Raw genomic sequence first — 16,105 nt, 5'->3', positions numbered from 1 at the left:
TAGTTCTATACACGAATTAAACTCTGACAATAGAAGAAAGAGTATATAAACAATTGCATTCGCTTTTTTGAGAATATTCTCACCATAAACAATTTTTATTCGAAAAATAGTAAAATGTTGTGGTAGAAATATCTTATCATAAATGCTATATCATTATATTCGAATATGCTTGCGAAAGTCCTATTAACTTTTAGAAATAATTGTGCCTGTCAGAGGTATTTGATACTCAAAATCCTTAGAAATGTATTCTGTTTCAATCGATTTATTAACATGTTTCTATAATGAAGGGTTATCTCCAAATCTGCAACATGATTAAATCACCAATAAATCATACTTGAAAGTTTAAGGTGATGATAAAATGTTTCCTCGTGTTTCAATTATAATTTTGAATTGGAATGGTTGGAGAGATACAATAGAATGCTTAGAATCTTTGTATAGAATTAATTATTCAAACTATGATGTTATTGTTGTAGATAATGATTCTAAGGATGAATCTATTGAAAAAATAAAAGAGTATTGTGAAGGAAAAATAGAGGTAAATTCTAAGTTTTTTAAATATTCAAAGGAAAATAAACCTATAAAAGTTTTTGAAATTACTGAAGATGATGCAAAAAATGGTAAATTTTTAGAAAAAGAAGAATATGAAGGATTAGAATCAAATAGAAGAATGATTTTAATTAAAAATAGAGATAATTATGGTTTTGCTGGGGGAAATAATGTTGGAATAAAATTTAGTTTAGATGTTTTAAATCCTAAGTATGTTTTATTGTTAAATAATGACACTGTTGTGGATAAGGATTTTTTAATTGAGATGGTTAAAGTTGCTGAAGGAGATGAAAAGATTGGAGTTGTAGGTCCAAAAGTTTATTTGTATTCAGAACCAAATAAAATTCAAACTGCTGGAATAAAAATAAAAAAGAATATATTTAATATAGTGAATATATGGGATTACAATATGATAGGTTATGGCGAGATAGATAAAGGACAATATGGTGTAATAAAACAGGTAGATTCATTAGTTGGATGTTGTATATTGGTAAAAACAAAAGCAATTAATGAATTTGGATTGTTGGATGAAAAGTTTTTTTTATACCATGAAGAAAGCGACTGGTTGTATAGAATATCAAAAAAATATTTAATGTATTATACACCATTTTCTAAAATTTGGCATAAATATTCAGCCAGTTCTGGAGGGGAGTTTTCTCCCACTGTTGTATATTATACAACAAGAAACTCAATATTATTTGCAAAAAAACATAATAACCTTTTTAATTATTTATTATTTTTGATATGGTTTTTAACATATAAGCATGCAAGAAGGTTTGTTAATTTTGTTTTTTTACAGAAAAAATCTTATTTATTAATATATTTTTATAAGGGAATTTGGGATGGGATTAGAGGGAAATATGGTAAAAAAAATTAAATAGAGTTTGTTTATTTTATTTATAAACAATGATTAACAAAAAATTAAAAACGCGAGGGATAAAATATGAACATTAAAAATTATTATATGTTACTATTATTGTTGTTTATATTAGGATTCTACATAAATATTTCAGTTTTGGATTTTCAATGTGACCCTTTTATACCTACCACTATTATCATGGCAAAATCTATAAATGAATTTGGAAATTTAGAATCTGCAGTTAGTTATATATCGAAAATAGCAAAATATTCAGCATGGCAATGTCACACAAAAGATTTTATCCAATATGAGCCATTATCTGGTGTGCTAGTAGGTATTTTAAGTAACATTACAGGATTAAGTATTTTTACTACCAGTTATTTGCCAATCCCATATATGATTTACTGTTTGGCTTTGTTATGTATATTTAGAATCTTATATTACAATAATATAAAATTAATTAGCAATAATAATCTGATTTACGATATATTAATATTTTTCATACTATTTGTAGGTATTTATGCATTTATTTGTAAATTTGTAATTGGGAAATTTTATGTATTTGAGTATCATGGAATTTTTTTAGTATATGTATTGTTTAGTTACTACTTGTTGTTAAGGTTAGTAGTAACAAATAATAAGAATATTATAAATAAAATCCTTCTTATATTGATTTTAATTTTTGTTGCAAACTTATTTACGCATTACAATTATCCATTAACTTTAACAGGAGGGTTATTGATATTTATGATTGTTTATAAAATATTAAAATATTTAAACATCGAGATAATAAATAAAGAATTAGCCGCATCTTTTAAGAAAATAATTATACTGTTTATAATATTACTAACCTTACAGAATTTTTATTTTGTCAATTTGGAACATACTAAAGGTTTATTTGAAACATTCACTATGTTAGTTAATACTTTAATTACAAAACTTGTAGGTTCATCGTCATCGTCTGGAGTTATAATGCAAAAAAGTGGATATATATTTAATTATCAGTGGATGTTTGTTAGAAAATGGTGGCATATTTTATTTGTAACTACTTCAGTTTTTATGTTATTATTTATTGCAGTATATTATTTAAAACATAAAAATCTGAAACCATGTTCTTTATCTTATTTTTATACTCTTATTTTTGGTAGGGATGCTACATGGATGTATTCCTATTTTACACATTATGGTGGAAATCTATCGTTTTACTTACCAAATGGATGGCTTTTAAATTCATTAATTATGACACCAATATTACAGTTATTAAACTCTAAGGATAAACTTTGGAATAAATTAGGAAAAGTATTTTTGGGATTGTCTATTATCTTAACAATACTTTTATTGCTTGATTCTACCTTTGAAGCTCATTTTGCAATTAGCGGAAGTAGTCCATTTCCTTATCAGGTTAGAAATGATGGAGTTTCATTATTCAACTTTTTAATAACAAATGTGGATAAACCACAAATAATTGTTGGCTCATTAGAATCAAGTTCTGCTTTATATAGTTATTTAGCATTTTATGATTTAGTAAAATTGGAGTATGTATTTCCTAAACCTGCCTTAGGTTATATGTTAATACCAGGAATTAAAAAACATAAAAGTGTTGAGGAAATATATTATTCAATGAAAAAAGATAAAGTTTCTAAATTTATCTTAACAAAATATGAGCTTGATAATGGATTTTTTGGAGGACTGACTGTTGCTCCACTTACAAAAAATGAAACAAAAAAATTAAAAAATATATTAGAAGCTAATGAAAATATTATTTATGACTCTGGAAAAGCAAAGTTATTTGATTTTAATTATTAAAATCTTCTTTCTCTTATTTCATATTATAAACTTCTTCATAAACTTTTAAATGCTCCTCAGCACATTTTTTCCAACTGAATAATTTAGCCCTTTCTAAACCTTTTTTAGATAGTTCTTCTCTTAATCCATCATTAGTTAAAACTTCATACATTGCCTTAGCCAACTCATCGACATCATAGGGATTAACCATTATTCCAGCATCTCCAACAACTTCTGGTAAGGAAGAAGTATTAGAAGTTATAACCGGTGTTCCACATGCCATAGCCTCTAACGGTGGTAATCCAAAACCCTCATAAAGAGAAGGATAAACGAATAAATCCGCTGCATTATATAAAGCAGGTAAATCCTCATCTGGAACATAGCCAGTAAATATAACATCCTTTTGTAGGTTTAGTTTTTCTATGGTTTCAAAGATGGATTTGTATTTCCATCCTTTTTTACCTGTGATTACTAATTTATGATTTATTCCTTGTTTTTTAATTTTATAAAGTGCTTTTAACAGTGTCGGAATGTTTTTTCTAGGTTCTAATGTTCCAACATACAATATAAATGGATAGTTTAAGTTATACTTTTCTTTTACTTTGTTTATTTCATTTTCATTTAATGGTTTGTAGTTTTCATTTGCTGCTAAGTGAATAACTTTTATTTTATCTTCTGGGATTTTAAAGTGTTTTATAATATCTTGTTTTGTGTGGTGTGAAATTGTTATTATTTTATCTGTAGATTGTATGGATTTTGAGAGTATAATTTTTTGAGAAATATATACACTTTTTTTAATTTCTTTTGGAAACAATATTTGTATTAAATCCAAAATAGACATTATATATTTTTGTTTAAAATTAAATAAAGTTGGAAGTTGGTATGGATTATGGATTATGTCAAGTTCATTTAACTCATTTTTTAAAGGTAGCATTTGACACCATAAAAAATTCTTAGTAATTTTTTTAAATGGATTTTTTATAATAATTTTATTTGATTCTGGAAATAATCCATTTTCTTCGTAATTTATTAAATAAAAATTTCTACTTAATGTTTTCTTAGGAATATTTTTTAGAACATTATACACTACATTTCCAACCCCTGTTCTTGGTGGATTTAATGAATTTGCAATTATTCCAATTTTCATCCTTTCCCTCATTTCATATTATAAACTTCTTCATAAACTTTTAGATGCTCTTCAGCACATTTTTTCCAACTGAATAATTTAGCCCTTTCTAAACCTTTTTTAGATAGTTCTTCTCTTAATCCATCATTAGTTAAAACTTCATACATTGCCTTAGCCAACTCATCGACATCGTAAGGATTAACCATTATTCCCGCATCTCCAACAACTTCTGGTAATGAAGAAGTACTAGAAGTAATTACTGGTGTTCCACATGCCATAGCCTCTAACGGTGGTAGTCCAAAACCTTCATATAGAGAAGGATAAACAAATAAATCCGCTGCATTATATAACGCAGGTAAATCCTCATCTGGAACATAGCCAGTAAATATAACATCCTTTTGTAGGTTTAGTTTTTCTATGGTTTCAAAGATGGATTTGTATTTCCATCGTTTCTCTCCAGTAATAACTAATTTATGTTTAATACCTTGTTTTTTAAGTTTATAAAGTGCTTTTAGTAATGTTGAAATATTTTTCTTTGGCTCTAATCCTCCAACATACAATATAAATGGATAATTTAAGTTGTATTTTTCTCTAATTTTTTCAATTTCTTTTTCATTTAATGGTTTGTAGTTTTCATTTGCTGCTAAGTGAATAACTTTTATTTTATCTTCTGGGATTTTAAAGTGTTTTATAATATCTTGTTTTGTGTGGTGTGAAATTGTTATTATTTTATTAGAAATTTTTAAAGTCTTAGGCAATATAAATCTAAATCTAAAAGATGTTGAAAAAGTATATGTTTTAGGAAACAAATATGGAATAATATCATAAATCGTAGTAATTAATTTGATATTTTTTGGTTTTAAATATATTGGTTCTGCATTAATACAGTGGACAATATCTACTTTTTTTGAAATGTCATATAATCCAAGAGGTAAATATAAATACCACAATTGGTATGATTTTGTAATTCTTTTAAATGGATTTTCTAATATAATATGTTTTAGATTTGGGAACATCTGAGTATTTTTATAATTAATTAAATAAATATCATAATTATTTTTATTGGTATTGCTTGAAAGAATTTTTATTAAATGATAGATATAATATCCCCTTCCAGTTAAAGGTCTATTCAATTGTTCGGAAGTAATCCCTATCTTCATACTCATTACCTTTTTAATTTTTCATAAATACCCAAATCTTTTAAATATTCTTCAAACTCCTTAAAAACCTTTTCAGGTTTTAAATCTTTCATACAATCATAAGGTTTAGAAATAAACCCACAATGTGGAATATAGAACGGTTTATAGTTATCAGGAACAACAACCTTACAATTTTCAGAAAATGGATGTATATATTTATAATCAACAGGACCAAACATAACTATTTGTGGAATTTTAAATAAAGATGCACAATGTGCCAATCCAGAATCAGCAGAAATAAAGAAATTACATTTTGATATTAAAGCGATAGTTTTTCTAATTGATAGATTCTTAGCAATAATTAAATTGTCTAACCCTAAACTTTTTAAATATTTCTCATGTTCTTCTTCACTAGGTCCAATAAATACAATAAAATCTACATTATATTTCTCATTTATTTTTATAAGGAGTTGTTTCCAGTATTCTAAATCCCACATTTTAAATGGTGGCTTATTACTTGTTCCAGTGTGTATTCCAATCACAAACTTATCATTTAAATTATTTTCAGTCCAAAATCTCTCTGCAAAGCTTGTTTCATCATCATTTAAATAAAATTTTAAATCTAAATCTTTTTGATTATGGTTTTGGATGATAGGATTTAATAAATCTAACATTTGATATACTGCATGTTTTTCTTCTTTTACATTTTTTGGATGAGTTAAAAAAAATTTTTCAAACAATATAATATCTTTTTTAAAAGGTATTGGTATTTTAAATTTCATGCTAATAAACTTTAATAGATAATTACATACATGTTGTGTTCTTATTTTTGCATTAATTAAATATAATATAAAACCTGATATGATACCCTGTGATGGATATATGGTCATTGCAAAATCATAATTTTTATTTCTTAACTGTTTAATTATCTTTAAACTTTTAAAAATATCTTTTTTTGGATTGAAAATATATACATTACTTATTCTTGGGTCTTCAAATAATAACTCTTTAATAACGTTGGATTTTACTAAAATATCTACTTCAAAATTATTTTTATTTAAAATTTCTATTATTGGAAGGGCAGTTATTGCATTACCAATTCCAGAAAAAATAAGAATTAATGTTTTCCTTGTCATATTATCCTCACTTCCTTAACCATGCCTTCAACATAACAGGAAATGCAATAAAAGGATACTTCAAAACTTTCAAACGAGAAACTCCATGCATCCTTTTCTCAAATACAATAGGAACTTCTTTATATCTTAAACCTTTCTTACCAGCCCTTATAATAATTTCTTGATGAATTCCCCATCTATCTGCCTTTAAATCTAAAACCTTAGCAGCATATTTATTAACTGCCACTAAACCACTTTGTGCATCAGTAGTTGGTAATCCAGACATCAACCTTGTAACAAATGTTGAAATATGATTGCATAGTATCCTAATTCTATAATTTATATTTGCTCCTTCACAATATTTTCCTAAAAACCTCGAACCTACAACAATATCTGCTTCATCTTTAATTATTGGCTCACAAACTGGAATGATGTCCTCTTTCCTATATTGTCCATCTGCATCATAAATAACTGCAATATCATATTCAGAATTTACAAAATATTTATACCCTTCCCTTATTACCACACCTTTTCCTCTATTCTTCTCAAATCTTATAACTTCAACACCGCACTCTTTTGCATATTTTGAGGTGTTATCTTCACTACCATCATCAACCACTAAAATACCATCAACAATATCTTTGATATTTTCAATAACTATTTTTATTGATTTTTCTTCATTATATGCTGGAATTATTGCTAAAATTTTTTTTGACATAATATCACTTTATTATCCCATTTTCAATCCTCTCCAAATCCTTCTCAACCATTATTCTAACTAAATCTTTAAATTTAACTTTTGGTTCCCAGCCTAATTCCCTCTTTGCCTTTGAATAATCTCCAACTAATATATCAACTTCAGCAGGTCTAAAGTATTCTGGATTTACTTTAACTAAAACCTTTCCTGTATTTGCATCTTTACCTACTTCATTAATTCCCTCTCCTTCCCATTCTATATCAATTCCCACAACCTTAAATGCTTCTTCAACGAATTCTCTAACAGAATGGGTTTCTCCAGTAGCTAAAACGAAATCGTCTGGTTTGATATGCTGTAAAATTAGCCACATTCCATAAACATAATCTTTAGCATAACCCCAATCTCTTTTAGCATTTAAATTGCCTAACTCTATGCAATCTTGTAATCCATAATAAATTTTAGCCACTCCTAAACTAATCTTCCTTGTAACAAATTCAGGACCTCTCATCTCACTCTCATGATTAAATAGTATCCCATTACTCATAAATAAATCATAACTTTCTCTATAATTTTTAACAGTCCAAAAACCAGCTAATTTAGAGACAGCATAAGGACTTCTTGGATAAAATGGAGTAGTTTCCTTCTGTGGAATTTCTTGAACTTTACCATAAAGTTCAGATGTTGCGGCAAAATACATCTTTGAGTGTGGAGAATACTCCTTTATAGCATTAACAACATTTAATGTCCCTCCAATATTGACATCATAAGTAAATCTTGGATTCTTAAAACTAAACCAAACAAAGCTTTGTGCTGCTAAGTGATAAACCTCATCTGGTTGAACTTTTTTAATAACTGAATCTATAAAAGCATTGTCAGTAATATCTCCCCAATAGATAATTATTTGTTCTCTTTCTTCTTTTGGTAGATAATCTAAATTACCTAATGAATTTTGGCTATTTCTCCTTACAATCCCATGAACTTCATATCCTTTCTCTAACAACAACTTTGTTAAGAAATATCCATCTTGCCCAGTTATTCCTGTTATTATTGCCTTTTTCATATTTCCACCTCTCAATGTTTATTGATTAAACTATTTTATAGTTTATAATTATAGGTAGATGAGTTTTTAAATATATCTATTTTCTTTCAACCACCTAACATAATCTTCAGTATCTCCGAATATGCATTAGGTATGCACAACTGAGTATTATCTATTGGTTTATTTGTATATATGTGCATTCGAATTAATTCATTAATTTTGATAACGAATTCTTTTAAATTCATGGTTTTATAATTCGTATTTTTGTTTTTCCATTGCATTGCAACCCATAGATTGTGAATAATCGCTCTAAGTATAAACAAGAATAATCTTACTTCTAAAATCTTTGATTTCGTTTTTATAGCTATGTTTTTAAGCATTCTGAATCTTGTTTCGATATTCCATCGTTTTTTATACGTTTTTAGATATATTTTTGGTCTTTTGAAATCAATGTTGGTTAAGAAAGTATAATAAACTGTTTTCTTCTCCCCATTTATTATTACCTTCTCTTCTACGATAACTAATTTCGATATAGTTTTATCATTTATAAATTTTATACTCTTTTTCGAGATAATATTTTATATCATTCTTTGGAACGAAACAGATATAATTACAACCATATCTTTCAAAAATTTTGATTATTTCGAAATTTTTAAACTCCCTATCGGTCAGAACTGTAAGTTTCTTTGGATTTATTTTTAACTCGTTAATGACGAATTCTAAGATTTCCTCAATATATTTTGGGAGGAAATTGTTATGAACTTCGATAATATCGCAATAAACCACCAAACTAAATGCCTTCGTATGTAAAACCGCAGTTATGTATTTGTATGAGCCAGAACTCCCCCTTTCTTTTCTGTAATTGTGAATTATATCGGAGGATTTTAAGTTTCTTCCATAGTATGCTTCAAAGTGCGTATCCATCGACAGGTAAAATTTGCCTTTTATCTTTTTTAAAATCGTCGATTATTGACTTAACGAAATATTTATATGCCTCTTTTATCATAGATATATCTGCGTTCTTTATGTATCGATAGTAAGAATCCACTGAAGGATACCCTAACGTGCTAATCGTTTCTAAGTATGTGTTGCTTTCTATAGCTTTGATGAATCCTTTAGAATAACCTTCAACCCGATAAATCCTCGGCGTAATTTGTAAAGCCTTACCAACAAAACTGTTAAATTCGTTAAAGGATTTTATTATTGTGTGTTTTATCCCCTTCATGATTTCACCTCCATATTTTTTTGATATTAACTATTCGATATTACCAAATATTAAGTTTTCTATTAGTTAGTATGATGTTCGGAGATACTGTTAAAGTGTTAGATGAAGTTAATTCAATTAAATAAATATTTAAATTTGTGATGGGAATTACGGTTATAATATACCTTAGTTACACATTAAGGATAATAAAAGGTTATTTCTACAAAATTTTTATAGGGTGTTATCTTTTAATAACAAACCTTCCAGCAGAAGAGTGCTTTGGTAGAATTTTTATACCCAATGATTTTAAGTAGTTGTATGTATTTGTTCCTTCTCCATGAATAAAAACTTCTCCCAGATCCTCTGGAGTATTTATGTCAATGGAGATTAGGAATGAATCGTAAATTATAACCTCAACGTTTCTTTTTTTTGCCTCATCAATATGTTTCAAAAAACTAAAGCCCTCATATCTTGGCTCAATCACATCTTTTGGATTTAATAGTAGTAAATTAGTTCCTCCCCCTCTTGAAGGACTTATAACAATGGCGTTCCTTTTTGACTTTGATAAAACTTCCTTTATATGATATTTTTTTATTAACGGAACATCTGCAGGAGTCACCATAACTTCCTCATCCTCTACTGATTCAATTGCCTGCTTTATTGCATTGTTTAATCCTTTTCCCTCTTCTTTTAGTGGGATTATTCCAAGTTCCTTTGAAAAGTTCAAGATTTCATCATCCTTGCTAATCAAGCATACATCTAAATCTTCTAATGCACCATAAACATCCATTACCATATTCATCAAAAGCAACTTTCTCTCTTCCCCTGTTAAAAATTCTGATAGTCGGGATTTTGCTGAATTCAGTGGAGATACTGGAATTACTGCCATCATCTTTATCCCCTAAATGAACATTTTTGCCCTATCAAAAGATCCTAAATCCCCAACTTCACCATGCCCAGGATAGATTTGAGTTAGTTCCTTTTGATTTGCAATTCTCTCAAGTTTTTCAATAGAGGTTCTTAACTCAATCAAACTTCCAGTTGGTAAATCCCATCTTCCAACACCATAGGCAAATAATGTATCTCCAGTAATCATCTTATCCTCAAATACTAAGGAAATGCTGCCCTTTGTATGTCCAGGGGTGTGTATGATTTCAATTCCAATTTTATTCAACTCATCTTTAACTTCGCCAATTGGAATAATCTCCCTTGGGGGATTAAGGTTGGCATTAAAAAGCCATGAAACTGTAACATCATCTCCTTTTTTTAAATGCTCAACCTCTGAATCATGGATAACTATTGGAACATCAAAATAATCCTCAAACAAATAATCACTTCCTACATGGTCGTAATGACAGTGTGTATTTATTATCAAATCAATATCCTTCACAATTTCTTCTATTTGATTTTTTAAAAATTCAAAATTTCCCGGAGTTCCTGGGTCAATTAAGATATTCTTCTTTCCTGCAATCAAATAGGAATTTGCATCATAGTACATACCATTGAGTTTATATATCATACTACCACCAAAAAATATTTAAATGAGTATTTTATTAATTTTGCTCTTACCAAACATTATTTTTCAATAAGTTCTTTAACCCTCAATAAAATCTCTAACGCTTTTCCTATTTCAATTATTCTACTAACTTCATTTTCATCCTTTAATCTCTCCAAAAGATAGTTAATTTTATCTTCTAAAATTTCTTCCTGTCTATTCCCCTCATTCAATTTGGAAATATATTCTGTTTTCTTCTCATTTCCTTTAATTTTACATATTGGACAGTAAACTTCACCATCCTTCTCAAACAAAGGGGTTCCACACTTTTCACAATGCTCACCGAGCATCTTTGCTCCTTTTAATAACTCCTTGGACATTATTTGCACAACATCCATCTTACCACCAATTATTTATACTCCATAGTATAATATATTGAAAAAGGTTATTAAGGTGATATTGGTGTTCTTAGATAAAATAGTTAATGCTAAAATGGCTTATACTTTTGATGACGTCTTATTGGTTCCTAATGTATCTTATGTAGAACCAAAGGATACTGATGTTTCAACAAATTTGGCAGGGCTAAAGTTAAATATCCCAATTTTATCCGCTGCCATGGATACAGTCTCTGAGAAAGATATGGCAATTGCTTTGGCGAGAAGAGGTGGGCTTGCAGTAATCCACAGGAACATGACAATAGAAGAACAAGTTAAGCAAGTTACTACTGTAAAGAGAGCGGATGAGTATATAGTTAAAGACGTCATAACAATCTCACCGGAATGTAGCATAGGTGAAGCAGTAAGGATTATGGATGAAAATTCAGTGAGTGGTTTGCCAGTTGTTGATAATAACGATAAATTGGTAGGGATTATAACATTGAGGGATATTAAACCGGTAAAAGATAAAGGCATAAAAGTAAAGAACGTGATGACAAAAGATGTTGTTTCAGCAACAGAAGATATAACTCACGATGAGGCATTAAACATAATGTACGAAAACAGGATTGAAAGGTTACCAATAGTCGATGAAAATAACAAATTAATTGGAATGATTACATTAAGGGACATTTTAAAAAGAAAACAATATCCAGAGGCAGCAAGAGATAAAAAAGGTAGATTGTTGGTTGCTGCTGCATGTGGTCCTTATGACTTAGAAAGAGCGAAAGCATTGGCAAATGCTGGGGTTGATGCCATAGCAATAGATTGCGCCCATGCCCACAACATGAGGGTTGTTGAACACGTAAAAATACTCAAAAAAGAATTGGAAGGAACAAATGTAAAGTTAATTGTTGGAAACATTGCTACAAAAGAGGCTGCAGAGGATTTAATCGCAGCAGGGGCAGATGTGTTAAAGGTTGGAATTGGTCCAGGAAGTATCTGCACAACGAGGGTTGTTGCTGGAGTTGGAGTTCCTCAGTTAACTGCAGTTGCTGAAGTATCTGAAGTTGCAAAAGAACATGACGTCCCTGTTATTGCAGATGGAGGAATAAGATATAGTGGAGATATTGCTAAGGCAATTGCTGCTGGTGCAGATGCAGTAATGCTCGGTTCTTTACTTGCTGGAACTGATGAGGCCCCAGGGCAATTAATGGTAATAAATGGGAGAAAATACAAACAATATAGGGGGATGGGTTCATTGGGGGCAATGACTGGTGGAGTTGGAGCAGGGGCAGACAGATACTTCCAAAGCCACATGAAGCATGTCAAACTCGTTCCTGAAGGTGTTGAAGGAGCAGTTCCATACAAAGGTCCTGTGAGTGAGATTATATTCCAACTTATTGGTGGTTTAAGGGCATCTATGGGCTACTGTGGAGTGAGAACAATAAAAGAAATGCACGAAAAAGCAAGATTCGTCTTAATAACCCCAAGTGGTCAAAGAGAGAGCCATCCACACGATGTAATTATAACCAATGAGGCTCCAAACTATCCATTAGGGAAATAATTTCTTTTAATTTTAAAAAAAATGAACGTGATTCCCATGAAGCCAATACTAATATTCCTGGGGATGATTCTAATATTCATTGGATTTTTTGTTGTTACATTGGGTATGATTTTACCAAGTGAAAAAATTGAAAAAACTCATGAGGAAGATAAAAAAGATATTCAATATTCAGGTATCGTGATGATAGGGCCTATACCAATTGTCTTTGGTAATTCCCCAGGTTTAATGGTACTTTCCGTTTTGATACTATTGGCTATGATGCTATGGATATTTTTATTTTATATGGGTGCAAAAATCCCAAAATAACTTTATATTTTATTATGTATAAAATCTATTAATTTGAATTAATAAAATCATAAAAATTTTAAGGATATTTTTACATACTAAAACCACAAAATACCCATGTGATAAAAATGGTAGAATTTGATGAAGAGACCTTTTTAAGTTTATATAGGGATAAAATAAAGGCATTTATTAGAGATATCCTATCTACAAACTTAATAAGAAATAATATCTTTGAATTTGATATCGAGGAATTTTTAAGAACTTATCCAGAGGCGTGTGAAATAAATGATGCTATAATTGAACATCCAAGGAAGGTTGAGGATGTTTTGAATTATCTATTTAGAGAGGTTTATGTTGAACTCTTTGGAGAGGATAAGGAAATTGGAAAAATCCAAATTGCATTTAAAAACCCAATTGGGTGTGAAAAGAGAATTGAGGATATATCATCCTCTGATATAAGTAAATTGGTTAAATTTGAAGGAGTTATAGCAAAGGCAGGTAAGGTTTGTGCTTTATTAAAAAAAGCATGCTATGTTTGCCCAAGGTGTGGAAATATAAGGTACGTAACCATTCACAACTACTTTGAACTACCAAAAATAAGATGTAATAACAAAGATTGTGATAGTGAGATGAAATTGGATTTGGAGGAATCTTCCTACATAAATATCCAAGAGTTAGAGATACAACAGCCGATTGATTTAATGAAAAACCCTGATGACCCACCAAGGAGTATAAAGGTGTTTTTGGAGAACTCTGAGGGCATTTATTCAGGAAGAGTTGATGTTGTAGGAATGGTGATGAAGAAGAGAACAAGACCAAATTTACCAGTATTTGAGATTTATGTTAAAAGCAACTACATAAAATTAAATGAGAGTTATCAAAAGATTGAGGTTAGAGATATATTAAACAATCCTGATTTGATTGAGATTTTGAATGAACTTGGAAAAAAGAGGGGAATCATCGACATCCTTTCTCAATACTTAATCCCGCAGATTAAAGGATATGAAATTGTTAAAAAAGCCATCTTTCTACAGCAAATAAAAGGATGCATGAAGTTTTTACCTGATGGGACTCCATTGAGGAGGGATAGTCATATTCTTCTTATAACCGACCCAGGGATTGGAAAATCAACAATGCTTAGAAGGATAGCAAAACTGTTTCCTCAAAATGCCTATGCATCAGTAACAACTGCCACTGGTGGGGGTTTAACTGCAAATGTTGTTAGAGAAAGCACTGAAATTGGAGATGGATGGGTAGTTAAGCCAGGAGTTTTTGTTAGGGCAAATGAAGGGACTGCGTGTATTGATGAATTAACTGTTGATAAGAACGTTATGAGATATATCTTGGAGGCGATGGAAAGCCAAACAATTCATGTTAATAAGGGAGGTATAAATGTTAAACTCCCAGCAAAATGTGCGGTTTTAGCAGCGTGCAATCCAAAGAGAGGAAGGTTTGACCCAAACATGGGAGTTATTGAGCAAATTGACATTCCTGCCCCATTGTTGAGTAGGTTTGATTTAATATTCCCGTTGAAGGATAAACCAGATAGAAAAAAGGATGATGAGATAGCAGAGCATATATTAAATACCCACATTGAAACAGCAACAAAGGAATTCAAAATCCTGGGGGAGATTGATATTGATGGAATAAAAGTGGATGAGGGGATTTTGAAGAACTACATAATCTATGCAAGGACATGTGCATACTTTGAGGAAAATCATGCTCTGTATTTGGGAGATGTTGACGAGAGGAAATTAAAAACCCCTCACTTAACAGATAAAGCAAAAAAAATCATTAAGGATTATTACATCAACATGAGAAAGTTGGGAGAGGGAGATAATCCAATCCCGATAACTGCAAGGCAATTAGAGGCAATTATAAGGATTTCTGAGATGCATGCAAAGGCAAGGTTAAGTAGGAAAGTTGAGGAAGAGGATGCAAAAGCAGCAATAAGTATAATAGAGGAATGTTTAAAAGAGATTGCCTATGACCCAGAAACAGGGGCATTTGACATTGATAAGGTTGCAGGAACGCCGAAATCCAAGATGCAGAAGATGGATATTATATTGGATATTATAAAAGAACTCTCCGCAATTAGTGAAAATAACCTTGCAGGTGAAGATGAAGTTATTGAAAAGGCACAAGAATATGGAATATCTGAACTTGAATGTGAAGATTTACTCGAAAAATTAAAGAAAAATGGAGAAATATTCTCTCCAAAGTTTGGGTACTATAGGGTAACTTAATTTTCTTTTTTTGTTTTAATTCTGACAGTGTTAATGCGATATTTCCATATTTATCATTTCCCACAACACTACAATATTAAAACCAATAAATGCTCTACAAATGACATACTGAAAAATACTTTGTGATACAAAGTAATTTTGCGATACAAAGTAATGGAAAGACATATATTTTTAAAACATAATATTATTAATTGAAATTGGGGTTGGTAAGGGGTAGTTAAACGGGTTAGGCGTGTAGGTTGGGTTAGAGGCTATACCATTATAAAACAAAAAATCTAAAGGTGATGTAAATGAAATTAGTAGAAAAATTGATGTCCAAGAGGGGGCAAGTTTCAATGGAGATCGGGATCTTAGTTGCAGCAGCAGTTGCAGTCGCTGCTATAGTAGCATACTACTACACAACAAGAGTTAAAGAAAGTATGCAAAACGCAGGAACACAGGCAAATGCAACTGTAAACAAATTAGGAGAAGTTGCAGAGAACGCAACAGGCAAAATACCAACAATCTAATCCAACTTAAATTTCTTTTTTTAATGGGGGGCGGTATTACGAACTGGATGGAAGAATTATTCTTATGTAGTTTAATTGTATTGCTTCTATTATAAAATAGAATTGATGTGGTGTAGAAT

General features: G+C 30.0%; 17 protein-coding genes. 6 read left to right on the top strand and 11 right to left on the bottom strand.

Annotation, left to right across the window (positions count from 1 at the left end; translation table 11 throughout):
• Nucleotides 1-358 precede the first annotated feature (358 nt).
• Nucleotides 359-1,423: a glycosyltransferase gene (locus METFODRAFT_RS07375; protein WP_007044950.1), complete on the top strand. Its 1,065-nt coding sequence runs from the start codon at nt 359-361 to the stop codon at nt 1,421-1,423.
• Nucleotides 1,424-1,489: 66 nt separating this feature from the next.
• Nucleotides 1,490-3,211 carry a hypothetical protein gene (locus tag METFODRAFT_RS07370; RefSeq protein ID WP_007044949.1) on the top strand — a complete coding sequence of 574 codons (1,722 nt, stop codon included), beginning with the start codon at nt 1,490-1,492 and terminating at the stop codon, nt 3,209-3,211.
• A 13-nt stretch (nt 3,212-3,224) separates the two neighbouring features.
• Here the strand turns inward: METFODRAFT_RS07370 and METFODRAFT_RS07365 are convergent, their stop codons facing one another.
• The 11 genes from METFODRAFT_RS07365 to METFODRAFT_RS07315 all read right to left on the bottom strand — a co-directional run bounded on the left by METFODRAFT_RS07365 (nt 3,225) and on the right by METFODRAFT_RS07315 (nt 11,403).
• Nucleotides 3,225-4,337: a glycosyltransferase family 4 protein gene (locus METFODRAFT_RS07365; protein WP_007044948.1), complete on the bottom strand. Its 1,113-nt coding sequence runs from the start codon at nt 4,335-4,337 to the stop codon at nt 3,225-3,227.
• Between the two features lie 8 nt (nt 4,338-4,345).
• On the bottom strand, nt 4,346-5,476 hold the full coding sequence (locus tag METFODRAFT_RS07360) for a glycosyltransferase family 4 protein (protein WP_007044947.1): 1,131 nt from the start codon (nt 5,474-5,476) through the stop codon (nt 4,346-4,348).
• 5 nt (nt 5,477-5,481) lie between these two features.
• Complete coding sequence (locus METFODRAFT_RS07355; RefSeq protein WP_007044946.1) at nt 5,482-6,591, bottom strand: glycosyltransferase family 9 protein; 1,110 nt, start codon at nt 6,589-6,591, stop codon at nt 5,482-5,484.
• Between the two features lie 7 nt (nt 6,592-6,598).
• A complete protein-coding gene (locus METFODRAFT_RS07350; protein ID WP_007044945.1) occupies nt 6,599-7,288 on the bottom strand; it encodes a glycosyltransferase family 2 protein in 690 nt (229 codons plus the stop codon).
• A 4-nt stretch (nt 7,289-7,292) separates the two neighbouring features.
• Nucleotides 7,293-8,327 (bottom strand): GDP-mannose 4,6-dehydratase, encoded by a 1,035-nt coding sequence (gmd, locus tag METFODRAFT_RS07345; RefSeq protein ID WP_007044944.1) that lies wholly within the window; start codon nt 8,325-8,327, stop codon nt 7,293-7,295.
• A gap of 86 nt (nt 8,328-8,413) precedes the next feature.
• Nucleotides 8,414-8,686 (bottom strand): hypothetical protein, encoded by a 273-nt coding sequence (locus tag METFODRAFT_RS11900; protein WP_007044943.1) that lies wholly within the window; start codon nt 8,684-8,686, stop codon nt 8,414-8,416.
• 160 nt (nt 8,687-8,846) lie between these two features.
• The gene (locus METFODRAFT_RS07335; RefSeq protein ID WP_007044942.1) at nt 8,847-9,230 is read right to left on the bottom strand and encodes a hypothetical protein; all 384 of its coding nucleotides are present in this window, start codon (nt 9,228-9,230) and stop codon (nt 8,847-8,849) included.
• Nucleotides 9,214-9,531 carry a hypothetical protein gene (locus tag METFODRAFT_RS07330; RefSeq protein WP_007043463.1) on the bottom strand — a complete coding sequence of 106 codons (318 nt, stop codon included), beginning with the start codon at nt 9,529-9,531 and terminating at the stop codon, nt 9,214-9,216. Before METFODRAFT_RS07330 ends, METFODRAFT_RS07335 begins: the two co-directional genes overlap by 17 nt.
• A gap of 220 nt (nt 9,532-9,751) precedes the next feature.
• Nucleotides 9,752-10,402 (bottom strand): 2-phospho-L-lactate guanylyltransferase, encoded by a 651-nt coding sequence (cofC, locus tag METFODRAFT_RS07325; protein WP_007044941.1) that lies wholly within the window; start codon nt 10,400-10,402, stop codon nt 9,752-9,754.
• Between the two features lie 9 nt (nt 10,403-10,411).
• The gene (locus METFODRAFT_RS07320; RefSeq protein ID WP_007044940.1) at nt 10,412-11,029 is read right to left on the bottom strand and encodes an MBL fold metallo-hydrolase; all 618 of its coding nucleotides are present in this window, start codon (nt 11,027-11,029) and stop codon (nt 10,412-10,414) included.
• 56 nt (nt 11,030-11,085) lie between these two features.
• A complete protein-coding gene (locus tag METFODRAFT_RS07315; RefSeq protein ID WP_007044939.1) occupies nt 11,086-11,403 on the bottom strand; it encodes an Sjogren's syndrome/scleroderma autoantigen 1 family protein in 318 nt (105 codons plus the stop codon).
• 64 nt (nt 11,404-11,467) lie between these two features.
• Here METFODRAFT_RS07315 and guaB point away from each other — a divergent pair, with 64 nt between their 5' ends.
• The 4 genes from guaB to METFODRAFT_RS07295 all read left to right on the top strand — a co-directional run bounded on the left by guaB (nt 11,468) and on the right by METFODRAFT_RS07295 (nt 15,986).
• Nucleotides 11,468-12,946: an IMP dehydrogenase gene (gene guaB, locus METFODRAFT_RS07310; RefSeq protein ID WP_048115747.1), complete on the top strand. Its 1,479-nt coding sequence runs from the start codon at nt 11,468-11,470 to the stop codon at nt 12,944-12,946.
• A 36-nt stretch (nt 12,947-12,982) separates the two neighbouring features.
• Nucleotides 12,983-13,252 (top strand): TIGR00304 family membrane protein, encoded by a 270-nt coding sequence (locus tag METFODRAFT_RS07305; protein ID WP_007044937.1) that lies wholly within the window; start codon nt 12,983-12,985, stop codon nt 13,250-13,252.
• A gap of 107 nt (nt 13,253-13,359) precedes the next feature.
• Nucleotides 13,360-15,477 carry an ATP-binding protein gene (locus METFODRAFT_RS07300; RefSeq protein ID WP_007044936.1) on the top strand — a complete coding sequence of 706 codons (2,118 nt, stop codon included), beginning with the start codon at nt 13,360-13,362 and terminating at the stop codon, nt 15,475-15,477.
• A 290-nt stretch (nt 15,478-15,767) separates the two neighbouring features.
• Nucleotides 15,768-15,986, top strand: coding sequence for a class III signal peptide-containing protein (locus METFODRAFT_RS07295; protein ID WP_007044935.1), 219 nt, complete (start codon nt 15,768-15,770; stop codon nt 15,984-15,986).
• Nucleotides 15,987-16,105 lie beyond the last annotated feature (119 nt).

The organism is Methanotorris formicicus Mc-S-70 (genome assembly GCF_000243455.1).
Taxonomy (GTDB): domain Archaea; phylum AGJL01; class Methanococci; order Methanococcales; family Methanococcaceae; genus Methanotorris; species Methanotorris formicicus.
This window is presented reverse-complemented; position numbering and strand designations above follow the sequence as displayed.